Consider the following 23,564-nt stretch of genomic DNA (forward strand, 5'->3'; position numbering starts at 1 on the left):
AATCCTTCCCGTCGCAGCCACAAAGTTCAGAAATCCGTTAAATCGGTCGCCCGGAGTGGGTACGACGAGTGTGCATCATTGCGCGTGAGCACGCTGTGGGGCTACCGCAGCGGTGGGGGAGACAATGGTGTGCGACTTCAGGAGGCGTCGGCGTCGGAACGCCTTGTCCAACTCCACGACGATCGGAATGATCAGCGACCACCCGAGGCAGGCGAGCCACTGGCTACCCGTCAATGAGGTGGTCATGAGGAGATCCTGGAGTACTCCGGCCTCGACGGCGAAGACCGTGACGACGGTCGGGATAGCCAAGATCTTGAGCGCGCCGAGCACCGGTGGAATGAGGCCGGATTCCGGATCGCGGCGCATGGTCAGGCCGGCGAAGATGGAGCCCAACGACAGCACCACAAACGCCATGGTCATGGGAATATTTGCCTCGGTGGTACTCATCTCGCCTGGGGCTAGCAGCATTGCGGCAAGTGTGACGGCAAACTGCAGGATGCCGTAAGCCAGCCACTGTATGACCGCCCGTCGGTTGGCTATCGGCGTCTTGGGGTCACGGGGTGGTTTCTTCATCAGGTCCGGCGGCGGCGGGTCGAGCATGATGACCGCAACGGGGAACAGGGTGATGAAGAAGTGCTGGAACAGCACCATCAGCGGGGTGAGCGCAACACCTTCGTTGATATTGAAGATGCTCGCGGCCAGGAAGAGCAGAACCAGCGAGAACAATTTCGACATCTGGTAGCGAATGTAGGACACGATCTTGCCGTAGATATTGCGTCCCAAGCTGATTGCGGTGATGAGGGTCCCGAAGTTGTCGTCGGTGAGCACCATCTTGCCCGCCTGTTTTGTCACTTCGCTGCCTGACCCCATGGCGACGCCGATGTCGGATTTCTTCAGTGCGGCGGCGTCGTTGACGGCATCACCCGTCATCGCGACAACCGCACCGTTTTTCTGCATGATGTCGACCAGACGCAGTTTGTCCTGCGGGGTGACGCGGCCGAAGACATGCAGGTTCGGCATTGCGTCCGACAGCTCCTCGTCGGTCATGGCCTGAAGTTCGCCGCCGCCGATCGCCCCTGGTCCCAGTCCGAGTTCGGCTCCGATCGCCGACGCGGTGATCGCGTGATCGCCGGTGATCATGCGGACATGGATGCCCGCCGTGTGGGCAGTGCGCACCGACTCGATCGCTTCCGCGCGAAGGGGATCGATGATGCCGGCCATGCCGACAAACGTGAGGTCCTCGACAAACGACATGGGGTCAGCCCCAACGGCTGATTCCTGCCCGTCGAGTCGTCGAACGGCAAACGCCAGCACCCGGAGACCCTTCTCGGACATAGCCCGGTTCGCGGCAGTCAGTTCTTCGCGGACCTCGTCGATCGGTACAGGTCGGCGGCCGGGCAGGAACGCTGCCCCGCACCGAGCCAGGACCACGTCCGGACCGCCCTTGACCAGTTCCACGAATTGGTTGCCGCCGTCCACCTGGAGATGATGGAACGTCGCCATGAACTTGTATGCCGAGTCGAAGGGAACCGTCGCGACCCGCGGGTACGTCTTTCTGGTGAGTGGGGCGTCGACGCCGATCTTTGCCGCGAGAACAACAAGCGCTGCCTCGGTGGGGTCGCCCACAACTTCGCCGGCATCGGAGACTGTGGCGTCGCTGTCCAGGCACAGACCGTAGGCAAGCAGCGTGAAGTCCGGCGGCGCCTCACCCGCGACCTGCGTGATTCTGCCGCTCTTGGCGTAACCCTCGCCCTCGACGATGTACCACCGGCCGTGGACGTACAACGACCGTACGGTCATCTGATTCATCGTCAGTGTGCCGGTCTTATCCGAGTTGATGGCGCTCGTCGCGCCGAGTGTCTCGACGTCGGTGAGGTTTTTCACGACGGCCTTCGCGTCGGCCAGTTGACGAGCTCCATACGCCAACATGGCCTGGACGAAAGTGGGAAGGCCGGTCGGGATTGCGGAAACTCCCATGGCAATACCCAGCAGGAGAAGCGTTGTCAGATCTTGGCCACGGATCACGCCGATAACCACGATGATTGTCACTGCGCCCCACGCGATGATCCCGAGCAGTTTGGTGAGCGAGTCGAGTTCGCGTTGCAACGGCGATTTGCCGGGTGCAACTGCCGACAACATCGACGCGATCTGCCCTATCTGGGTGTGCATCCCGGTTTCGGTGACCACCATGGTGGCGGTACCGCGGGTGACCGAGGTGTTCTGGAACACCAGGTTGCTTCGGTCACCCAGGGGAATGTCTGTGCTGCCCAGCGTCTTCGGATCCTTCGGGATGGGTGCGCTTTCACCGGTCAACGCTGCTTCTTGAGTTTCCAAGGTGGTGGAGGTGAGGAGGCGTCCGTCGGCGGCGACGATATCGCCCGCTTCGAGTTCGACGATATCGCCAGGCACCAACTCAGTAGCGTCGAGCTGGATCAGAGTCCCATCGCGGATTACCCGTGCTTGGGGCGTCTGCATCTTCGCCAGTGCGTCCACGCTGGCGCGGGCCTTCACCTCCTGCCGGGTGCCGAGCACGATGTTGAGTACGACGAGTACCGCAACGACGATGGCCGTGGGGATTTCGCCGATGACGATGCTGACCACAGCTACCGCGACAAGCATCAGATTCATCGGGTCCCTCAACTGCGCCAGCGCTATCGACCACATCGAGGGTGGTGGCGTCGACGCAATTTCGTTGGGCCCGTGCTGACGTCGACGGTCCACCACGTCCTCGGCACTCAGTCCCGACTCCTGATCAGAAGTCAGTGCTGCGAGGACGGATTCGGCACTCTGGGCATGCCAGGGCGTGTTCTCGGCCGGGTCTGTGTGCGCTCGATTCTGCGGCGCGGCTTCCGTGGGGCTCATGTGCCGCACGTCCTTTCCCTGGGCAGGATTTTCAGTAGGGGGTAGGAATCCAGTGCAGCGGTTGCTGGGGTGTCTTGTATCCGTCGGGGCGTTGTCGGTGTGGCAGTTTGATATCGGGATGTTCCAAAGGTTCGTACGGAATCTGACTCAGGATGTGGCTGATGATGTTGAGCCGGCCGCGCTTCTTGTCGTCGTTGACCGCGACATACCAAGGCGCCCATCCGGTGTCGGTATAGCGGAACATCTCGTCGCGGGCCCGTGAATAGTCGTACCAATGGCTGTACGACTTCAGATCGAGGCCCGACAACTTCCAGATTTTCCGCGGGTCGTCGATCCGGCTCTGCAGGCGCAGCATTTGCTGTTCCTCACTCACCTCAAGCCAGTACTTCAACAGAATTACCCCGGATTCCACAATTGCGCGTTCGACTGTCGGGATGAGCTGGAGGAATTCGTGTGCTTGCTCGTTGGTGCAGTAGCCCATGACCCGTTCGACTCCGGCACGGTTGTACCAACTGCGATCGAAGATGACTATCTCGCCGGCTGCGGGTAGATGCGGCACATACCGTTGGATGTACATCTGGGATTTTTCCCGTTCAGTCGGGGCCGGGAGGGCAACAACGCGGAAGACACGAGGGCTCACTCGCTCGGTGATCGCTTTGATCACCCCACCTTTTCCTGCAGTGTCACGGCCCTCGAACACGATGCAGACCTTGGCGCCGGAGGATTTGACCCACTCCTGCAATGCGACGAGTTCTGCGTGAACAGGCTTGAGATCACGGCGGTATTCCTTGTACTTCATCGGCTTTTCTGTCACGGCTGAGGAGGGTTCCACGCCGGCAACTCGGGGAGCTTCGAGCTCAGAGTTCTTGTGTTTCTTGTGCTTCGACTTCTTTCCCACGCTCGCTCCTCGACACCCATATTCCGGACAGTGCTTCCACGCAGGACGTTCTTGATCAAACACACCCTTTGCTTGTGTATGCCCCGTGATTGGCAAAGTTATTCCTGGCTTGATCGAATCCCGAATCGTGATGCTTTCGAATCTATTTCGAGTCTTGACGGCAGCGGGCTACCGGACAGACGATTAGCCGATGACCGGCGACGAAGAGTTGCTCCAGGTCGAACAGGTGATTGCACGGCTGATCACCCGCTATCCGACCGTCTCACCCGCAGATATCGAACGAAGCGTGCGGATGATTCACGCACGATTCAAAAGAGGACGGATACGAGCATTCGTCCCGCTCCTCGTTGAAAAGGCGGCGCGAAGTGACATTGCCCGCGCTGCGTCCGAGATCGCTATGTAGTACCCGCTATGTAGTACCTCTGTCATTCATCTGTGGTACGTATTATCGGTACGAATTCTCGGTACGTATTACCAACGGAGATAATGCATTTCGGGAGATGCCGAGTGCCGGTCGGCTAACGGGCGGTTACCGGCGCAGTGGCAACAGTTGATTCACAAGTAGGACGTCATAGGTCGTGACCTGACTTCCTATCCGGAAACACCGACAGTACGGAGTTGGCGAAAATGGAAGGCTTCTGGGAGTTTTTCTGGTTCATGTTTGTCTGTCTCGCATTTGTCGCCTACTTGAGCGTGTTGTTCTCGATCATCACGGATCTGTTCCGAGATCATGAGATGTCAGGCTGGTTCAAGGCGATCTGGATCGTTTTCCTCTTTGTCGTGCCCTTCCTGTCGGCGATGATCTATGTGATCGTCCGGAATGACGGTATGACTCAGCGCTCGATTGCCGCAGCGCAAAAGCAGATGCAGGCACAAGGCGCGTACGTGCGCGAGGTCGCTGGACAATCTTCGGCTGATCAGATCACAGCCGCCAAGGGCCTTCTCGATGCCGGCGCGATCAACGAGGACGAGTTCCGGGCGCTGAAGGCAAAAACCATCATGCAGTGAAGACGGTGCTGCAACAGAATCAGAATACGACGACGACGTGTGTTGTGGATGACGTGTGTTGTATTCGCAACAGAATTCGGCCTGGTTCGCTGTCCTCATTCGTCCAGGCGTCAGGTGACAACCTCTGGGGTTCTGGTTACTCTCCGCGCGCGTTCAGTTACGCCTCGATGACATCGAGCGAATCTTCGGCTGAGGGAGGTAGTTTCACCGCTACGAGTACGGGTGGCGCCGAATGGTCGCCCTCCTTCCCGAATATGACGAAGCCGCCGGCACCTTACGGTGTCCGGCGGCTTCACCACATTCAGGATCGGCGAAACGAGGAGCTGTCAGCTTGTCGCGTTCGCGGGCTGTTCTTGGCTGACTCGCCCTCGGACGAAGAAGATAGCGACGACGGCGAAGAGGACCAGCAGGATTGTGATGAACGTGGCGACGACGGTGGCGCCGCTGGCTCCAGTCACGGAGGTGTCGAGTCCGCCCGTCGAGAGGATCGTTGTGGGGTCGGTGAGGCCATGCAACACGATCGCGGCCCAGATTGTGCCCGTCACGCGCATAGTCAGATACATGCACATCCCGAAACCGAACGTGTAGACGACGGTCGCCAGAACGGTTGACACTTCCATCCCGGAGATGAAGTTGACCGTGTGCATCAGCGCGAACAGCAGCGACGACACGACCGCGACGAAGCGTTCGCCATGGCCGGCGTCACGCAACATTTTCACCGCAATACCGCGGGTGAGGAGTTCCTCGGCAATGCCAACGCACACCCCGAGGGCAAGTAGCGAGATGATCTCGCCGGCTGACCACGCGCTCCAGTCGGTTCCGGTCAGGTGCGCTGCAATGGCGGCGGCTACGAGAATCGGGCCGATCCACATCCAGCCGCGGCCACGTATAGGTTGCGGGCCGAAAATACTGCGTAGCCAGCCCAGCTTCACTATGAATATCAGCAGCGCGACAGCACCGATCGCGATAGGCAATGCGAGGCCGAAAATGATGCTCGAGGCGCTTGCGACCACGTTGTCGCTATCGATCTGATCGGAGAAAACGCGCGAGATCACCTGTCCAACTGCGAGGTAGAAAGCTAGATAGACGACGACTATCAACAGCAGCTTCCACAGGGTGGGGCGGCTCCAGAAACCCGACTTTTCGGGAGTTGTATTGGTCACTGACAGATCGTACGGGATCTCCAGGAATTCGCGCGTCAATCGAAATTCGCGCTGAAGCCTCTGTCGACCAGGCCGAGAAAATTGATGTAAGTACCAGATTTATTGTGCCGGATCACGATTCGTGATGGCATACCAGCATGTGGTTGGCGCCTTTTTGGAATTCGTAGTCGACCTCGACGTTACGGCCGGCGATGCCGCGAGCTCGCAGTTCGGACAGCAGCTCGACAAGTTGTGAGTACGGCTCCGCCGATCCAATCGCCACCAACGGAAAGATGCGCAGCTCTCCTGAGGTGACGCGCATCAATTCGGTAATCGCGTCGAGGTGGAAGGCGTGGTCGAGGCTGTCGGCGTAGCTGAACAACAGATGAGAGCTGAGTACCAGATCGAAGGCGTCGTCAGGGAAAGGCAGTGCGGGCAACCGACCTGGGATGTAGTGACCGGGGTGTTGGCGAATATGAGCTGCGAACTGGTGGGCGGCGTGCTGCCTGACATGTTGGTGTTCATCGGGATCAGCGAAGAAAGTCCACTCGTACTCTTCTGCGTGTGCGCGGACATATCGATTGCCTCGCTCCGTCTCCGATGTGGCAATAGTAGCGAGATTGTCGGGGCTGTTTCCGAAATAGGCTGCATCGCATGCAGTTACGTTGCCGCCGAGGTTGCTCACCGCACTGGTGAAATCCGCGGCGCCGCTGGGGCAGTCGAGGATTCGCACGGACAGGTCATCGTCGGTGAGGGCGAACATCGCCTGGTATTCGGCAAGCGAACGAGAACTGATCAGCATCTTGCCGATCCCGTCGACGCGGTTGTCATTTTCAAAGGTCATGTGTGGTCCTCACAGTAGGGGGCACCTCACTGCGTCAACCGGGATAGATGTAGGCAACGATCGTCGGCCGCGCGCGAGGCGGCCGGAAAGTGCACAGTTCAAGGCCGCAGTGAATGCGGCCACCAGAGCTGTACGAAAGTCGTCACCGGCCAATTACAGCACACGATCTGGTGGTGGGTTGGAGAGAACCGGCGCGCTTGCTCGACTTCTGAGCGATATACCTCGAGAATCAACACCATGGACACCGTGAAGTTCTTCGAGTGGGTCACCGAATTGTTCGAAGTACTCGGTGTTGTCGCGATGGTTTTCGGGTTTGTATTCGCCTTTGGCATTGCCGGCCGGTCGTGGTTCCGTACTCGCAACGGTAGTGCCGCGTTCAAGACTCTCCGCGAAACCCTCGGCGCCGTCATTCTTCTCGGACTGGAGATTCTGGTTGCCGCAGATCTAGTCAAAACCGTGACGTCGTCGCCTTCTCTGACAGATGCTGCAGTACTCGGAATGATCGTCTTGATTCGAACCGTTCTGAGCCTGTCGATTCAGATTGAGATCGACGGGGTACTTCCATGGCGCAAGGCGTTGGTGTCGAGTCCCCAATTGCTGGCCCGCGCAGCACGCGGATCAGGTGGGGACGCGACGTCCGACGCCTCGCAGCCGTAGCAAGGGCCGTCGACTCCGCAGGCCCACCGAGGACTGAAAGGTCGGGCAGATGACTGCAGTACCGGTTGACAAGGTTGCGCCAGCTGACAAGGCAGTTCCTGCGCAGCACCCCACCGTTGACGAGCGGAGGGAAGATGGTCGGCAGGCTCGCCGAGATACGCCGCTCGCGATGCTGGCCGAACTTGCCGACAGCGACCGCGACCCGATTTCACTCCTGGAATCTCAGGCCGAAGCGCGGGTGCCTGAATTGGTGCCGATTCGTTACGGCCGCATGTCTGCGTCGCGTTTCTCGTTCTTTCGTGGCGCGGCCCTGGTTATGTGCGACGACCTTTCACGCAATCGCAATTCCGACATGAATACCCAACTGTGCGGAGATGCGCATCTGAGTAATTTCGGGGTCTACGCCACGCCGGAGCGCAAACTTGCATTCGATATCAACGATTTCGACGAGACCTACCCAGGTCCATTCGAATGGGACGTCAAACGCTTGGCTGCGAGTTTGGCGATAGCGGGTAAGGACAACGGCTATTCGGGTAAGGAACGAAGGAAGATAACTGTTGGTTGTGCCGCCGAATATCGGGAAACGATGATTCGCCAGGCGGAATTGGGAAACCTTGCGGTGTGGTATTCGCACATCGAACCAGAGGACGGCCTCGAAGAACTGAGTATTCAGATCAAGAAACGAATGCTTGAACGGGCGCGTTCCACTCTCGATAAGGCACGCCGACGGGACAGCGTTCAAGCCGCGTCGAAATTCACCGAGATTGTCGATGGCAGAAGGCGATTCATCAGTGATCCACCGTTGATCGTGCCGGTCGAGGAGCTATACGACGGGCGGGATCTCGAGGATGTCGAGGAGGTGCTCCACGGACGAATTCGTTCGTACCGCAGCACCCTTCAGTGGGATCGCCGCGTGCTGCTACAGAGCTTCGAGATGATGCACATCGCGCGCAAGGTGGTCGGCGTCGGCAGTGTCGGCACGAGAGCCTGGATGATCTTGATGAAGGGACGCGACGCCGATGATCCACTGATCCTGCAGGTGAAGCAGGCGTTGCCGTCGGTGTTGTCCGGCTACGTGAACGGCCCGATATTCCGCAATGAGGGGGAGCGGGTGGTGAATGGTCAGCGACTGATGCAGGCCAGCAGCGATATCTTTCTAGGCTGGGAGCGAGGGCCAGGTCCGGACGAGCTCGAGCATGACTTCTACATCCGCCAACTTCGCGACGGCAAGGGCTCTGCGGTGATCGAAGGCATGAAACCCGAAGGTATGGAAGCGTACGGCCGTTTATGCGCGCGGGTTCTGGCCTATGCACACGCTCGATCGGGCGACCGCATTGCGATTGCCGAATATCTTGGCGAGGGAACGGAATTCGACTTCGCGATCAGTGAGTTTGCGGCGGCGTACACCAAACGAAATGCTCGTGATCATGCCGCACTTATGACAGCGATCGACACGGGACGGGTGACCGCACAGACCGGAATCTGACCCGCCCAGGAATTGCTGGAGCGCCGTCAGGTTGTGTAACGCGCTCGCATCGTCGCAGCACCGGGCCCGGTGAGATCGTCGCAGTACACGCGCCGACCAGCCATGGCCATGGTGAGAGCCAAGGTCGTGCCGCTGACGAGTGGACCGTCTCCAGTCGAGAATGGCCCGTCGGTCGCTTCGACGCGAAGACCTTTGATCGTGCTGCGACTGGGCACAGTAAAGTCCCGTCGAGCGTAGAAACGAGCAACTTCGGTGAGCGTCTCGACGGCTGGAATGTACGAGAGACCGAGCGGACGCCGGATGTCCTGGGCGTGGACTACCACCTCGCCGAGCCACGCCACAGTGGGCCCTGGCGCCGAGGTTCTGCTGGTGATCACCCGTCGGAACCGTTCGAGGGTCTCGTCCGGGGTCGCGCCTCGGTACTCGGCGAGGCGCCGGTCGTTGTGTAGGTCGAAGTCGAACCGTGTGCCCAGGACACTGACAAACCAACGAAGTGCCCCGACGCTCGCCGCCGCTGTGAGATGCGCGACGACGTCCTCGACAGTCCACCGCCCGCACAGTGACTGCTGATTCCACTGTGCCTGATTCAGACCGACAAGCTCACCGAGCAGAGCGGTGCGCTCGGTTTCGACAGCAGACCACAGGGCGCTTCTCTGCATATCGCGCTTAGGCATAGACGCCGTCCAACCAGCCTTTCCAGCCTGCGCTGGCTGCTTCGCCGTCAGCGCCTGCTGCAAACAGGTGGTGTGCCACATCGACATTGCCGCCGAAGGCATTTCGGCCGTAGAACCGAAGTAGCGCGTCGTCGGTACGCAGTCCGACAAACCAGTCGTTGAGGTAGTCGACCACAGCAGTGATCGTGCCGATGCCGGGAACGTCGAAAGTCACGGTGTCGTCGACGGCGGTGTCGGATCCGATTCCGAGTGCGCTGCGCAGAGTTGCCATCGCTGCGGGTGCGCCGGATGCTTCCGGACCTTCGGCGCTCACGTAGGTGGCGCTGTGCCCGGCGAAGTAGCGCACGTACTGGCCAAGGCTGTGGAGGTAGAAGTCTGTGTGCTTGCTTGCTCCGTCGTACTGATTGTCCCAGTCGTCGGCAAAGACGCCGGCATGGACGTAGCGCACCACGGCCGTGCTGTTGTCGCGGGCTTCCACGAGGTATTCGAGGTGATTGAACCAGCCATCGGGGCCGTCCATGTGGATGCCGAGTTCGGTGGGCGGTTCCCAGGTAGCGATGACGGGACTGTCGGGGCGCGAGCCGTCGGCCGGAATCTCGAGAGGCGATGGGAACATCCATCCGGCAGTCTCGGCGGAGATGGCGGCCCAGATCTGCTCCGGGGTTCCGGGTACAACAACTTCGCGGCGGATTTCGAACTTCTTCGACATGGCTAGTTCTCCGATTCGGGTGAGTGTGTGGACGGTTTCAGGCTTGGGTGAAGCGCTACGACGAGGCGGTGCGGGCGGCCGGTCGCGGTGTTGCCGTCGTGGTATTTGGCAACCAGTCCGTTGACTGCCTCGCCGAGTTCGCGGGCGAAATCCGCTCGGTCGGAGGCTGTCGCGAATGTGATGTCACTGTCGATGGCATACGACGCGAGGGGCTTTCCGGCGGCGGTTGCTCCGGCGATCAACTCACCGACCTCTCGGACGACCCGCGCTGCCACCGCGACGAGCCATCGCGCCGAGAGCTGGTCTGGGAACTTCCGTGGATCCGGAGCCAGCGCGGACATCGCGGCGGGGGAGATGACGTACGACGCGGCGCTTGCCTGCATGACTCGTTCGGTCATGTTTCCGCGTTTGCGTTCCTCGACGAGATGGACGAGTCCGTGTTCTTCGAGGGTTCGCAGGTGGTAGTTGACTTTTTGGCGGGTCAGTCCGACGAGGGGTGCCAGCGCAGCAGCCGACGACGGGTTCACAAGCGCGGCGAGGATTTGCTGCCGAACCGGGTCGAGTGACGCTTCCGCGACAGCAGGTTTGTCTATGACTGCGACTTCCAACATGAGAAAACCATCCCACCGACAGAATTACTTGTCAAGACAAAATAATTTGTCGGTGGGATGGTTGTTGGGCAAGCTCTACTTGCTCAGCGCCGCGGGATTGTTCAAATCACGCGCCGAGTAGGTGTCGCATGCAGACACCTGGCCGGTCTTGTATCCGGCTGCAAACCACAACTGCCGCTGTTGGGATGAACCGTGAGTCCAGCCTTCGGGGTTGACCCGCCCGCTGGTCGACTGTTGGATCCGGTCATCGCCGACCGACGATGCGGCCGACAGTGCATCGCGGATATCGTTCTGCGACAGCGACTTCAGGAATGGTTGGCCGGTCGCTTCGTCGGGGATGGTGTCGGCGTAATGTGCCCACACGCCGGCGTAGCAGTCTGCCTGCAGTTCGGTGCGCACAGCGCCTGACTCTGCGCCCTGCGGGTCGCCCTGCGCGCGGCTGATATCCCCGAGTTGATTCTGGATGTGGTGACCGAATTCATGGGCAACGACGTACTCCTGCGCCAAGGGGCCGGCGCTTGATCCGAATCGGTCGACCAGCAATTGGAAGAAGCTTGTGTCGAAGTACGCGGTCTGATCGGCGGGGCAGTAGAACGGACCGACTTCGCTGGTTGCCTGACCGCAGCCCGTACTGACCGATCCACTGAACAGGACGACCTCGGGGCGGACGTACGCCGTCCCGGTTTGTTTGATCAGTTGCGCTTCCCAGACGTCGTCGAGGCTACCGACGGTAAGTGTGACGCGGCAGTTGACGTCGTTGTTGGCATCGGTACCGGTGCAGTCGTCGACCGAGCTGAGCCCGCTCGCGGAACTCGATGTTTCGGTGGAGGTGCCCAGTAGCGAACCGGGATCTCCGCCGAACAGAAGCGCAAGAATGAGCACGATGATGCCGCCTGCGCCGCCGCCGATTGCCACCTTGCTGCCCCGGCTTCCGCCCCCGCCGCCTTGAACCTGAACGCGTCCCGCTTCACCACGGGCCCCCTCGTTGAAGGTCATCTATGTCCGCTTTCTGCTGTCGTGAACAAGTGCTTGCCGTCACTTCTGGTGGATAGCTTCGCATGCGAGGCGGGTGCGCGTTTCCGGTCTGGGCTGTTCGCTCCGTAGGATCGCAGGCAAAGTAGTCGGTCGTCGGTTATTGAAGTTGTTCGAAAGGAATCCCGTGCTGCGCACACATCTCGCCGGTTCATTGCGACCCGAGCAGGCAGGGCAGACCGTAACGCTCACCGGTTGGGTAGCCAGGCGTCGTGATCACGGCGGAGTGATCTTCATCGATCTCCGTGATGCATCCGGTGTTTCGCAGGTAGTTTTCCGGGCAGGTGACGTCGCCGAGCAGGCGCACCGTCTGCGCGCGGAATACTGCGTTCGCGTGACCGGTGTCGTCGAGGTCCGCCCCGAGGGAAACCAGAACTTCGAGATCCCCACCGGCGCAATCGAGGTCAACGCCACCGAGCTCGAGGTGCTCAACGAGAGTGCTCCGCTGCCGTTCCAGCTCGACGATCAGGTCGGCGAGGAAGCGCGTCTGAAGTACCGCTACCTCGACCTGCGTCGTGAAGGACCCGGACACGCAATTCGCTTGCGCTCCAAGGTGAATGCCGCTGCGCGTGGCGTCCTCGCGCACCACCAGTTCGTCGAGGTCGAGACCCCGACACTCACGCGTTCCACCCCTGAAGGTGCCCGCGACTTCCTGGTTCCGGCGCGTTTGCAGCCCGGTAGCTTCTACGCTCTGCCGCAGAGCCCCCAGCTCTTCAAGCAGCTCCTCATGGTGGGTGGCATCGAGCGCTACTACCAGATCGCGCGCTGCTACCGCGATGAGGATTTCCGCGCCGATCGCCAGCCGGAGTTCACTCAGCTCGACATCGAGATGGCGTTCGTCAACCAGGACGACGTCATGCTGTTGGCCGAGGAAGTCCTGACCGCGTTGTGGAAGCTCGTCGGCCACGAGATCAAGACGCCGATCGCGCGCATGACCTACAACGAGTCGATGCGTCGTTACGGCAGCGACAAGCCCGACCTGCGTTTCGACATCGAACTCGTCGAGTGCATGAAGTTCTTCAAGGACACCACGTTCCGCGTGTTCCAGGCCGAGTACGTCGGCGCTGTTGTCATGCCGGGTGGCGCAAGCCAGCCGCGTAAGCAGCTCGACGCGTGGCAGGAATGGGCCAAGCAGCGTGGCGCCAAGGGACTTGCCTACGTGCTGGTCGGCGAAGACGGAACGCTCGGCGGACCGGTTGCCAAGAACCTCACCGACGCCGAGCGCGAGGGTCTGGCCGCTCACGTCGGCGCACAGCCAGGTGACTGCATCTTCTTCGCGGCGGGTGCAACCAAGCCGATGCGCGCGCTTCTCGGTGCTGCCCGCGGCGAGATCGCCCGCAAGAAGGATCTTATCGACCCCAAGGCCTGGGCCTTCGTCTGGATCGTCGACGCTCCGATGTTCGAGCCGGCCGCCGACGCCACCGCGTCCGGTGACGTTGCTCTCGGCCATTCGGCGTGGACCGCGGTGCACCACGCGTTCACCTCGCCCAAGCCCGAGTTCTTCGACACGTTCGACACCGATCCCGGAACCGCTCTCGCCTACGCCTACGACATCGTCTGCAACGGCAACGAAATCGGCGGCGGCAGTATCCGTATCCACCGCAAGGACATTCAGGAACGAGTGTTCAAGGTGATGGGTATTTCCGAGGAAGAGGCGCAGGACAAGTTCGGCTTCCTGCTCGACGCCTTTGCCTTCGGCGCACCCCCGCACGGCGGAATCGCCTTCGGTTGGGACCGCATCACCGCGCTCCTCGCCGGCATGGATTCCATTCGTGAGGTCATCGCGTTCCCGAAGTCGGGTGGCGGTGTCGATCCGCTGACGGACGCACCTACCCCGATCACGGCGCAGCAGCGTAAGGAATCCGGCGTCGATGCGAAGCCGGAGAAGAAGGCTGACGCTGCCGGTGGCGACACCGCAGACGGCAAGTAGAACCGACCCCAGATCGCCATGCTGCACCTGAGGGTGATCTGCCCGCCCGAGCGCACCGAGGAAGTTCTCGGTGCGCTCGAGGCGGAATGCGGGGCTACCCACATTGTGGTGTCGCGTGGCATTGCCATCGATCCGCGCGGCGATGTCGTGCAGGCCGATGTTGCCCGCGAGTCTGCGAACGACGTCATAGTCGCGATGCAGGATCTCGGAATCCCTGAGCACGGCGCGGTGACGCTGGTTCCGGTGGAGACAGTGTTGTCGGCCGCGGCACGCAAAGCAGAACACGATGCACCTGGTGACGGCGCCGAGACAGTGGTCTGGGAAGAACTGTTGTCCCGGACTCGGGAGGAATCGACTCTCAATGGATTGTTTGTCGCTTTCCTGACTATCGCCTGCCTCCTGGCCGCAATCGGTGTAGTCACGGATTCACCGGTCACCATCGTCGGAGCGATGGTTGTGGGGCCGGAATTCGGCCCGCTGGCCGCGCTCTCGGTTGCCCTGGTTCGACGTGATCGAAAGCTACGTAGACGTTCGATTCTTGCGTTGGTCGTCGCGTTCCCGGTGGCGATGGGTATCACTCTGCTCGCCACCTTTGTGGTGAAGTTCTTCGACTGGATGGACGTCACCACCCTCGAATCACTGCATCAAGTCGACTTCATCTACAAAGTGGGACCGATCTCGTTTGTTGTCGCCCTCCTGGCCGGTTCTGCGGGCATGTTGGCCTTGATATCGGCGAAATCCGCCGCACTGGTCGGCGTGTTCATATCAGTGACTACAGTCCCGGCGGCCGGTTTCGCAGTAGTTGCTGCGGCTAACGGTGAATGGCGTATCGCCGGGCTGTCGTCGCTTCAGCTCGCCGTCAACATGCTGGGAATTGTCACCGCTTGCACACTCGTATTGTGGTTCAAGACCCGAGCCGATGAAGAGTTTGCTGCAGCGCTGAAAGGCATTTCAGGTTTGATCGGCGACGAGAAAGCGCGCTGACAGTAGAGAGCGAAGACGCATGATTCCAGCAACTTACGGGTAAGTTGATCAGTGATGACCGTATTACTGGCAGACCCCGTATCCGAAGTCGTGGCAGCTGCCGAGCAGTTGCTCACGCGCCGCACCGGAGCACCCGTTACCCTCGTGGATCCCACGGATCTGGGTGGCAGTGGACGCACCATCGTGCTGCGCGTTCGAGTTGCCGAAAACCCGTTTTCCCTACCTCGCACATTGGTGATCAAGCAGGTCCGTGATCCCTATCTGGGTGTCAAGAACGGCGTTACCCCGCCCGCTGAGGCAATCCACGTGTTCGATCCTGATACCGCGTTCCTGCGTGAAGCCGTGTCGTACCAATTCGCCAACGCATTGGCCAAGGACGCCCGTCCCGGCGCGGAACTGCTGGCATACGACTTGGACGCCAGGCTCCTCGTGCTCAGCGACCTCGGTGACGCCACCGCGATCAGCGTTCTTTTCCAGGACAGCGACGCAGACACCGTCACGAATACCCTGATGGCAATGGCCCAGGCAATGGGTCGCATGCACGCCGCCACCGTAGGACGTGAAGAAGATTTCACAGCCCTGCTTCGACGTGCCGAGGTTGTCCACAGTTCCGACGAAGTGGCTGATCAGGTGGCGCGCGTCATCACCGACGTACCGTCGATGTTGGCGGACACACTGGGTGTTGTTGTCGATCCGAATATTCTCGAACAGGTTCACCACGCGCAGAATCTGTTCAGCGGTGGGCGATTCCGCGCCTTCAGTCCGTCCGATCTGTGTCCGGACAACATCATCGTCAACGGCGAAGGTGTTCGATTCCTCGACTACGAGTGGGGTGGATACCGAGACGCGCTTCTCGACATCACGTACGCACTCGTGTCGTTCCCGGGATGCCTGTGCAACGTCGACCTGACCGAGGAACGCGCGTCGGCGATGGTCGACGCGTGGCGTTCGGAAGTGGTGGGCTTGTGGCCGGCGCTTGCCGACGAAGCCGAATTGGGTCGAGGACTGGTCGAGGCTCAGCTCATCTGGGTATGGCTGAGCACCTACATGTTCCTGCCCAATGATCATTCGCGGATAGCCGCAGTGCGCGAGCACCATCTGTCGATTCCGCGTTCGGATGCGTTGCTGCGCCGTTGGGCACGGTTGGCGCGATCAGCCGAACTCGCAGGCAACGTCGCTGTGCATGACCACGCGAACGAGGTTGTCGCTGCACTCCGCGCACACGCTGAGTAACGCACACACGAACCGATAAAGCGCCCGTGCCGGAGCACGGGCGCTTTTGCATGTCGAAGCTCAGTTGTCGGCGAGAGCGTCCGCCTCGGACAGATCCGTTGCCGCCAGCGCCGTCGCGAGATCGGGATGCCGGAAGGTAGACGTGACCTGGTCCTCGACCACCCGGAACGCCGACGCAATGGTGGCGGTCTTGCCGGGTTCTGCGGCCCACGTCGCAGTCTGCTCGACAACGACAACTCCGTGGTGGACGTACATCTTGCCGGGAACAAGCGTCAAACCGGCGTTCGACGCCCACTCGCTCAGTGCTGCTAATCCTTGCGTTGCCCCGTCGGCTCCACCCACCTCGATATCGTCGCTCGACAACTGCAGGAGCGTGTCGATGTCTTGGCTGTTGAGTGCGTCATGCCACGCGAGAACGGTGGCGATCTCAGAAGTGCTCATGGCGACACGCTATCCAATTCGGCCCGACCGTGCTTTCCAGTTGGGACTTCGACGCGTCGGTACCTTCTAGTAGCGTCGTTTTGTGAGCGATTGGCAAGCTGAAGACAGCGTGGTGGCAGATGACGGCCTGTTCGAGGCAACTCCGGAAGAATCCGAGATCGTGGATGAACCAGATGTCGTCTCGGTAGCCGAGCGCGCCTTGTCCTCGTTGCCGCCCGGTGCTCCGCTGGCTGTCCGCATGCGCCCGCGCACTCTTGGTGAGGTTGTCGGCCAGCAGCACCTACTCGGGCCCGGTGCGCCGCTGCGGCGAATGGTCGAGGGATCCGGTGCCGCATCGGTACTTCTGTACGGGCCTCCTGGTACCGGCAAGACCACACTGGCGTCGTTGATTTCCGGCGCGACCGGTCGGCGTTTCGAGGCGCTGTCTGCACTGTCGGCCGGTGTCAAAGAGGTTCGCGGTGTGATCGAACTGGCTAGGCGACGGCTCCTGAACGGCGAGCAGACCGTCCTGTTCATCGACGAGGTACACCGATTCTCGAAAACCCAGCAGGATGCGTTGTTGGCCGCTGTCGAGAATCGGATCGTCCTGTTGGTGGGCGCTACCACCGAGAATCCGTCGTTCTCCGTGGTGTCGGCGTTGCTGTCCCGTTCGCTGGTTCTGCAATTGCAGGCGCTCACCGCAGCCGATGTTCAGGAGCTTCTCGAGCGGGCAGTGATCGACGAGCGTGGGTTCGGTGGCTCAGTCACCATTGCCGGCGACGCGATGGAACATCTGGTGCGGCTGGCGTCCGGTGACGCCCGCCGTGCGCTCACTGCTCTCGAGGCAGCAGCAGGCGCTGCGCTCGACACCGCTGGCGGCCAACCCGGACCCGTCGAAGTCGATCTCGCGACCGTGGAGGCCAGTGTCGACAAAGCCGCCGTTCGGTACGACCGTGACGGCGACCAGCACTACGACGTCATCAGCGCATTCATCAAGAGCATTCGAGGTTCCGACGTAGACGCGGCGCTGCATTACCTTGCGCGCATGCTGACTGCGGGGGAGGACCCGCGATTCATTGCGAGGCGACTGGTGGTTCACGCCAGCGAAGACATCGGGATGGCCGATCCGATGGCATTGCAGACGGCGATGGCTGCTGCTCAGGCCGTGCAGTTGATCGGAATGCCGGAGGCACGTCTCGCGCTTGCCCAGGCCACGATCCATCTCGCGACCGCGCCGAAATCGGGTGCCGTCATCGAAGCGCTGGGTGCGGCCATGGCCGATGTGGCTGCCGGAAAGTCAGGTCTCGTGCCGCCGCATCTACGTGACGGTCATTACAAGGGGGCTGAGAAATTGGGAAACGCGGTCGGATACAAGTACCCACACGACACCCGCGACGGCGTTCTACGGCAGCAATATCCACCGGACGAACTGGTCGGTGTCGACTATTACAAGCCGACTGGCCACGGAAATGAGCGGGAGATCGCCGATCGAGTGGGAAAATTGCGTCGAATCGTGCGGGGTTGAAGCTGTAATCGTGCGGGGTTAAAGCTGTAAGGTCCCTGCACGCTAGGCTGGACAACGACAGTTCGACGCTCATGAAGGTAAGGACCGGTTAGTGCAAACCCACGAGATCCGCAGGCGATTCCTCGACCACTTCGTCAAGGCCGGCCACACTGAGGTGCCCAGCGCGTCGCTGATTCTCGACGATCCGAACCTTCTGTTCGTCAACGCCGGCATGGTTCCCTTCGTGCCGTTCTTCCTCGGCCAGCAGACGCCGCCATACTCGCGTGCGACGTCTGTGCAGAAGTGTGTTCGCACCTTGGACATCGAAGAGGTGGGCATCACCACCCGCCACAACACGTTCTTCCAGATGGCCGGCAATTTCTCCTTCGGTGACTACTTCAAGAAGGAAGCCATCTCGCACGCCTGGGCGCTGCTGACCGGTTCGGTTGACGACGGCGGCTACGGCATCGACCCGACGCGCCTGTGGGCCACTGTCTTTCACGATGACGACGAAGCATTTGCGATCTGGCGCGACGAGGTCGGCGTGCCGGAAGAGCGCATTCAGCGCCGCGGCATGAAAGACAACTACTGGTCGATGGGCATCCCCGGACCGTGTGGGCCCTGCTCGGAAATCTTCTACGACCGCGGCGCCGAGTATGGCGTAGAGGGCGGCCCGGAAGCCGACGAGGATCGCTACATCGAGATCTGGAACCTCGTGTTCATGCAGAACGAGCGCGGCGAAGGCACCACGAAGGGTGACTACCCGATCCTCGGACCCCTGCCGAAGAAGAACATCGATACCGGCATGGGCGTCGAGCGTGTTGCCTTCCTCTTGCAGGGCGTCGAAAACGTCTACGAGACAGACCTTCTCCGTCCCGTCATCGAGAAGGCCGCTGAGCTGACCGGCAGCGTGTACGGCACCGATCACACGTCCGATGTTCGTTTCCGCGTCATCGCCGACCACGCCCGCACCGCCGCGATGCTGATTGCGGACGGCGTCAATCCCGGCAACTACGGCCGCGGCTACGTGCTACGCCGGTTGCTTCGCCGCATCGTGCGCTCGGCCAAACTGCTCGGCAGCGAGCAGCCCACCATGCGCGAGTTCATGATCGTCGTCCGCGACACCATGGCTCCGTCGTACCCGGTTCTCGAAACCGACTTCACGCGCATCGAGAATGTTGCCGTCGGTGAGGAAACAGCGTTCCTCAAGACTCTGGCATCGGGATCGGCCTTGTTCGAGAACGCTGCCGAGACGGTCAAGTCGTCCGGAAAGTCGGTCATTGCCGGCGACCAGGCATTTGCCTTGCACGACACCTACGGCTTCCCGATCGACCTGACACTCGAGATGGCGTCCGAGGCCGGTCTCACCGTCGACGAAGACGGCTTCCGCACCCTCATGGCCGAGCAGCGCAAGCGCGCCAAGGACGACGCTCAGGCTCGTAAGCACGCGCATGCCGACCTCACGGTCTACAAGGAACTGCTCGATCGCGGTCCCACCGAGTTCACCGGCTTCAACGAACTGGTCTCCGAAGCTCATGTCCTCGCGCTCATCGTCGACGGCGTTCGTGTGCCGGTCGCCAAGGCGGGGCAGTCGGTTGAGGTCATCCTTGACCGCAGCCCGCTCTACGCAGAGTCCGGTGGACAGATCGCCGACATCGGATCGCTCACGGCGCCGGGACTCGAAGCCAAGGTCAACGACGTTCAGAAGATCGCCAAGAAGGTCTGGACGCACAAGGTCACCGTCCAGAAGGGCGAGATCACCGAAGGCGACATCGTTCTCGCACATGTCGACGCCGAATGGCGTAAGGGTGCAACCCAGGGACACTCCGGTACCCACATGGTGCACGCAGCGCTGCGTCAGGTGCTCGGCCCCAACGCCGTTCAGGCCGGCTCACTCAACAAGCCCGGCTACCTCCGCTTCGACTTCTCTTGGCAGGGTGCGCTTTCCGAGTCCCAGAAGCAGGACATCGAAGTTGTCACCAACGAGGCTGTCGCGTCCAACTTCGCGGTCAACACGTTTGTGACGGACCTCGACAAGGCCAAGTCGATGGGTGCCATGGCACTCTTCGGTGAGAACTACGGCGACGAGGTTCGCGTCGTCGAAATCGGCGGCCCGTTCTCGATGGAACTCTGCGGCGGCACGCACGTCGGAAGTTCCGCTCAGATCGGTCAGGTCACTCTGCTCGGTGAGCAGTCCGTCGGCTCCGGCATCCGCCGTGTCGAGGCGTACGTCGGTTTGGATTCCTACCGTTATCTGGCCAAGGAGCGCGCGCTTCTGGCCGGACTGTCCGCATCGCTCAAGGTTCCGTCCGAAGAGGTTCCGGCTCGCGTCGAAGCGCTTGTCGAGCGTCTCAAGGTGGCCGAGAAGGAACTGGAGCAGACCAAGGCCAAGGCTGTTCTGGCTGCAGCCGGTGAGTTCGTCGACAAGGCCAAGCGCATCGGCAGTGTGCTCGTGATCGCAGAACCTGCACCCGCCGGCGTCGGAGCCAACGACCTGCGCACGCTCGTCACCGACATCAAGGGTCGCCTGGGCTCGGAGCCCGCAGTGGTCGCATTGCTCGGCGACACCGACGGCAAGGTGCCCTTCGTGGTTGCCACCAGTAAGGCTGCGCAGGCGCTCGGCGTGAAGGCAGGCGACCTCGTCGGCTCGTTCGGACCGAAGATCGGTGGTCGAGGCGGCGGAAAGCCCGACATGGCTCAGGGGTCGGGTTCCGACGCCTCCGGAATCCCGGCGGCGCTCGATGCGATCCGGGACCGGGTCGCAGAACTGGCGGGCGGCAGCTAACGGTGGCAGCGGCTGTGCAGGGTCCCGATCGCCCCGGCGTCGACGACCCTGGCCGCGGACGCCGCGTCGCGATCGATGTTGGCAGTGTCCGGATCGGGGTTGCGTCCAGCGACCCCGACGGGATTCTTGCGACACCGGTCGAGACTGTGCCTCGCTCGAAGGAACGTGGACCCGACGCGCCGGATATCCGGCGGATTATCGACATCGTGTCCGAATACGAGGCCGTGGAGGTTATCGTCGGACTGCCACAGACGCTGCGCGGCGAGCAAGGCAAAGCCGCCGGCATCGCCACTGCATTCGCAAAACGACTGCAGCGGGCCGTCGAACCGATCCCGGTGAGACTGTCCGACGAGCGACTGACGACGGTCACGGCTGCGCGCAACCTCCGCGAAAGTGGAGTCAAAGCTCGCGGTCAGCGTCCGATGATCGATCAGGCTGCGGCAGTGGAGATCCTGCAAGGCTGGCTGGACGAGCGGAGTAGAGCAGTGAAACCAGGGGAGTCGTCGGGGGACACGCCTGTGTCGGAGTCCGATCGGTGAGCGGGCGGTGGGATGAGGGCGGCTCCGGCCGGCCCACCGGTTCATTCGATTTCGACAACGACGAGACCATGGTCATGCGTGCGCTGCCACAGACCATCGAGCCGCCGCACATGTCCAGGGCTGAGGCGCGCAAACAACGCGAAGCGCAGTCCAAGCGAGCCAAACGGGGCAAGAAGGTCGGTGTCCTCGCGCTCCTTGTCTTGGTGATCGCGGTTCTGGGCGTGGGTGCCTACGGTGCGACGTGGTACATGAACCGCACTCAAGCGGCGGCCGACTACGCCGGGCCGGGCGGGGCGCCCGTCGTGATCCAGATCCTTCCGGGTGAAACTGCCTCGGAGATCGGTGCCACGCTTGCCGAGAAGGACGTGGTTGCCAGTTCGGCGGCGTTCTACAACGCGGCCGTGAGTAACTCGGCGGAGATCCAGAAAGTTCAGCCCGGTTTCTACCAGGTACCTGTACAAAGCAGTGCAGCAGACGCTCTGGATACGTTGGTCACTCCTGAATCTCGTGTCGGCCTGGTCGTCGTTGCCGCAGGGCGTCAACTCCACGACAGCAGCGACGCGCAGACCGGTGCTCTCAAGAAGGGCATCTACAACCTCATCGAGGAAGCCAGCTGCGTCGGATCAGCCAGTGCACAGACTTGTGTGACGGCCGACGAATTGAATACTGCGGGAGCGTCTTCCGATCTCGCTGCGTTGGGCGTTCCCTCGTGGGCGATGTCGTCCGTGCAGGGTGTGCCGGACAAAGACCGTCAACTCGAAGGCCTCATTGCGGCAAGTAGTTGGGATTTCGATCCCACCGGAACGCCGACGGAAATCCTGCGGACACTAGTCCAAGGCAGCGCCGAGAAGTACGAAAGCACCGGCATTCTGACAGCCGGATCCGGCGTCGGACTCTCGCCGTACCAACTGTTGGTCGCGGCGTCGCTGGTCGAGCGTGAGGCTCTGCCCGACGACATGTCGAAGGTCGCCCGCGTGATCGTCAACCGCTTGGCCGTAGATCAGCCGTTGCAGTTCGACTCCACTGTCAACTACTCGCTCGACACCACCGAAGTTGCGACGACGGATGATGATCGCGCGCGGGTGACGCCGTGGAACACCTACGCAATGCCGGGATTGCCCGCAACCCCGATTGCGTCACCGAGCATCGAAGCGCTTCAGGCAGTCGAATCCCCGGCCCTCGGAGACTGGCTGTACTTCGTCACCATCAACATGCAAGGCGAAACGCTCTTCACCCACAGTTACGACGAGCACCTCGCCAACATCGTTCTAGCGCAGGAAAGCGGGATTCTCGACAGTGGTCGGTAGCACCTCAACCGCACGCAAGGCAGCAGTTCTCGGCAGCCCCATTCAGCATTCGAAGTCCCCGTTGCTACATCTCGCGGCGTACGAGGCCTTGGGTCTGACCGACTGGACCTACGAGCGGATCGAATGCACGGGGGAGCAGTTGCCCGCGCTTGTCGACGGGCTCGGGCCCGAATGGGTTGGGCTGTCGGTCACGATGCCGGGCAAGATCGCAGCCCTCGAATACGCGTCGGAGCGCACCGCGCGCGCCGTTGTCATCGGGTCGGCAAACACGTTGGTGCGCATCGACGGTGGATGGCGGGCTGACTGCACCGATGTGGACGGTGTCAGCGGTGCGTTGATCGCCGGCGGTGTCGGTGATCTCACCGGTGCCCCCGCCGTGGTGGTCGGGGCCGGCGGAACGGCTCGGCCGTCGCTGGTTGCCTTGGCGGATATGGGTGTTCGCAACGTGACTGTCGTCGCCCGCGATCCGGGTCGTGCATCGGGCGCCATCGAATGCGGCGCTGCGGTTGGCTTGGACATTGATCTTGTTGCCTTCGATGATCCTCGTCTCGGCGGAATCTGTGCCGATTCGGCAGTTCTGGTCAGCACCGTTCCCGCTGATGCGGCGGCACCCTTTGCCGCGGAACTGGGTAAGGCACCTTTTGTCCTCGACGCGATTTACAACCCCTGGCCGACGCCGCTGGCCTCGGCCGTCGAGGCCGCCGGTGGCACCGTGATCGGTGGCCTGGCGATGTTGCTCAATCAGGCCTTCGGGCAGGTTGAGCAGTTCACGGGTAAGCCCGCACCACGTGAGGCGATGGCTGCCGCTATCGCTTAGTGGTCCTGGTCAGAAGTTCGTCGGGGGTGGTTTCCAGGCGGTGGGGTCGGCGAGGTAGAGCACTCTTTGAGTCCGTCGAGGACGAATTTCGGTACCGCGACCTCACCGGACCGTCTTGCCCT

21 protein-coding genes are annotated in these 23,564 nt (G+C 61.5%); 12 read left to right on the forward strand and 9 right to left on the reverse strand.

The features are described from left to right. Positions 1-75 precede the first annotated feature (75 nt). Both RG2_RS12760 and ppk2 read right to left on the reverse strand, forming a co-directional pair. Positions 76-2,862, reverse strand: coding sequence for a cation-translocating P-type ATPase (locus tag RG2_RS12760; RefSeq protein ID WP_033236168.1), 2,787 nt, complete (start codon positions 2,860-2,862; stop codon positions 76-78). A gap of 31 nt (positions 2,863-2,893) precedes the next feature. Continuing rightward, positions 2,894-3,760 carry a polyphosphate kinase 2 gene (gene ppk2 / locus RG2_RS12765; protein WP_033236169.1) on the reverse strand — a complete coding sequence of 289 codons (867 nt, stop codon included), beginning with the start codon at positions 3,758-3,760 and terminating at the stop codon, positions 2,894-2,896. A gap of 190 nt (positions 3,761-3,950) precedes the next feature. Here ppk2 and RG2_RS12770 point away from each other — a divergent pair, with 190 nt between their 5' ends. Together RG2_RS12770 and RG2_RS12775 are read left to right on the forward strand one after the other, a co-directional pair. Then, positions 3,951-4,163 (forward strand): three-helix bundle dimerization domain-containing protein, encoded by a 213-nt coding sequence (locus RG2_RS12770; RefSeq protein WP_033236170.1) that lies wholly within the window; start codon positions 3,951-3,953, stop codon positions 4,161-4,163. Positions 4,164-4,387: 224 nt separating this feature from the next. Continuing rightward, positions 4,388-4,768 carry an SHOCT domain-containing protein gene (locus tag RG2_RS12775; protein ID WP_033236171.1) on the forward strand — a complete coding sequence of 127 codons (381 nt, stop codon included), beginning with the start codon at positions 4,388-4,390 and terminating at the stop codon, positions 4,766-4,768. Positions 4,769-5,094: 326 nt separating this feature from the next. Here the strand turns inward: RG2_RS12775 and RG2_RS12780 are convergent, their stop codons facing one another. After that, positions 5,095-5,931, reverse strand: a complete 837-nt coding sequence (locus tag RG2_RS12780) for a CPBP family intramembrane glutamic endopeptidase (protein WP_033236259.1) — start codon at positions 5,929-5,931, stop codon at positions 5,095-5,097. A 112-nt stretch (positions 5,932-6,043) separates the two neighbouring features. Further along, positions 6,044-6,754, reverse strand: a complete 711-nt coding sequence (locus RG2_RS12785; protein WP_033236172.1) for a class I SAM-dependent methyltransferase — start codon at positions 6,752-6,754, stop codon at positions 6,044-6,046. 237 nt (positions 6,755-6,991) lie between these two features. Here RG2_RS12785 and RG2_RS12790 point away from each other — a divergent pair, with 237 nt between their 5' ends. Then, positions 6,992-7,411 carry a DUF1622 domain-containing protein gene (locus tag RG2_RS12790; protein WP_033236173.1) on the forward strand — a complete coding sequence of 140 codons (420 nt, stop codon included), beginning with the start codon at positions 6,992-6,994 and terminating at the stop codon, positions 7,409-7,411. A gap of 49 nt (positions 7,412-7,460) precedes the next feature. Further along, on the forward strand, positions 7,461-8,897 hold the full coding sequence (locus RG2_RS12795) for a DUF2252 domain-containing protein (protein WP_051730681.1): 1,437 nt from the start codon (positions 7,461-7,463) through the stop codon (positions 8,895-8,897). 26 nt (positions 8,898-8,923) lie between these two features. Here the strand turns inward: RG2_RS12795 and RG2_RS12800 are convergent, their stop codons facing one another. The 4 genes from RG2_RS12800 to ypfJ form a co-directional block, all read right to left on the reverse strand. Then, positions 8,924-9,571 carry a maleylpyruvate isomerase family mycothiol-dependent enzyme gene (locus RG2_RS12800; RefSeq protein WP_033236174.1) on the reverse strand — a complete coding sequence of 216 codons (648 nt, stop codon included), beginning with the start codon at positions 9,569-9,571 and terminating at the stop codon, positions 8,924-8,926. Next, positions 9,564-10,280, reverse strand: a complete 717-nt coding sequence (locus RG2_RS12805; protein WP_033236175.1) for an SRPBCC family protein — start codon at positions 10,278-10,280, stop codon at positions 9,564-9,566. The genes RG2_RS12800 and RG2_RS12805 overlap by 8 nt, the downstream gene beginning before the upstream one ends. A gap of 2 nt (positions 10,281-10,282) precedes the next feature. Continuing rightward, the gene (locus RG2_RS12810; RefSeq protein ID WP_033236176.1) at positions 10,283-10,891 is read right to left on the reverse strand and encodes a winged helix-turn-helix domain-containing protein; all 609 of its coding nucleotides are present in this window, start codon (positions 10,889-10,891) and stop codon (positions 10,283-10,285) included. A 75-nt stretch (positions 10,892-10,966) separates the two neighbouring features. Next, a complete protein-coding gene (ypfJ, locus tag RG2_RS12815) occupies positions 10,967-11,887 on the reverse strand; it encodes a KPN_02809 family neutral zinc metallopeptidase (protein ID WP_033236177.1) in 921 nt (306 codons plus the stop codon). A gap of 163 nt (positions 11,888-12,050) precedes the next feature. Here ypfJ and aspS point away from each other — a divergent pair, with 163 nt between their 5' ends. From aspS to RG2_RS12830, 3 genes are read left to right on the forward strand one after another with little or no spacing between them, the layout of a single operon-like run. After that, on the forward strand, positions 12,051-13,853 hold the full coding sequence (gene aspS, locus RG2_RS12820) for an aspartate--tRNA ligase (RefSeq protein WP_033236178.1): 1,803 nt from the start codon (positions 12,051-12,053) through the stop codon (positions 13,851-13,853). 18 nt (positions 13,854-13,871) lie between these two features. Further along, on the forward strand, positions 13,872-14,837 hold the full coding sequence (locus RG2_RS12825) for a DUF389 domain-containing protein (protein ID WP_033236179.1): 966 nt from the start codon (positions 13,872-13,874) through the stop codon (positions 14,835-14,837). Between the two features lie 54 nt (positions 14,838-14,891). Next, entirely contained in the window at positions 14,892-16,070 is a 1,179-nt protein-coding gene (locus tag RG2_RS12830) for a protein kinase family protein (RefSeq protein ID WP_033236180.1), read from the forward strand. Positions 16,071-16,130: 60 nt separating this feature from the next. Here the strand turns inward: RG2_RS12830 and RG2_RS12835 are convergent, their stop codons facing one another. Next, on the reverse strand, positions 16,131-16,511 hold the full coding sequence (locus RG2_RS12835) for a nuclear transport factor 2 family protein (protein ID WP_033236181.1): 381 nt from the start codon (positions 16,509-16,511) through the stop codon (positions 16,131-16,133). A 160-nt stretch (positions 16,512-16,671) separates the two neighbouring features. Here RG2_RS12835 and RG2_RS12840 point away from each other — a divergent pair, with 160 nt between their 5' ends. From RG2_RS12840 to RG2_RS12860, 5 genes are all read left to right on the forward strand, one after another. Next, positions 16,672-18,015, forward strand: a complete 1,344-nt coding sequence (locus RG2_RS12840; protein ID WP_230590343.1) for a replication-associated recombination protein A — start codon at positions 16,672-16,674, stop codon at positions 18,013-18,015. A gap of 91 nt (positions 18,016-18,106) precedes the next feature. After that, positions 18,107-20,779, forward strand: a complete 2,673-nt coding sequence (alaS, locus tag RG2_RS12845) for an alanine--tRNA ligase (protein WP_033236183.1) — start codon at positions 18,107-18,109, stop codon at positions 20,777-20,779. 2 nt (positions 20,780-20,781) lie between these two features. After that, positions 20,782-21,318: a Holliday junction resolvase RuvX gene (ruvX, locus tag RG2_RS12850; protein WP_033236184.1), complete on the forward strand. Its 537-nt coding sequence runs from the start codon at positions 20,782-20,784 to the stop codon at positions 21,316-21,318. After that, on the forward strand, positions 21,315-22,625 hold the full coding sequence (locus RG2_RS12855; RefSeq protein ID WP_033236185.1) for an endolytic transglycosylase MltG: 1,311 nt from the start codon (positions 21,315-21,317) through the stop codon (positions 22,623-22,625). Before ruvX ends, RG2_RS12855 begins: the two co-directional genes overlap by 4 nt. Further along, entirely contained in the window at positions 22,615-23,442 is an 828-nt protein-coding gene (locus RG2_RS12860) for a shikimate dehydrogenase (RefSeq protein WP_033236186.1), read from the forward strand. The genes RG2_RS12855 and RG2_RS12860 overlap by 11 nt, the downstream gene beginning before the upstream one ends. The last annotated feature ends 122 nt before the right edge of the window (positions 23,443-23,564 follow it).

The sequence above is a fragment of the Rhodococcus globerulus NBRC 14531 genome, from assembly GCF_001894805.1.
In the GTDB taxonomy this organism is placed as follows: domain Bacteria; phylum Actinomycetota; class Actinomycetes; order Mycobacteriales; family Mycobacteriaceae; genus Rhodococcus_F; species Rhodococcus_F globerula.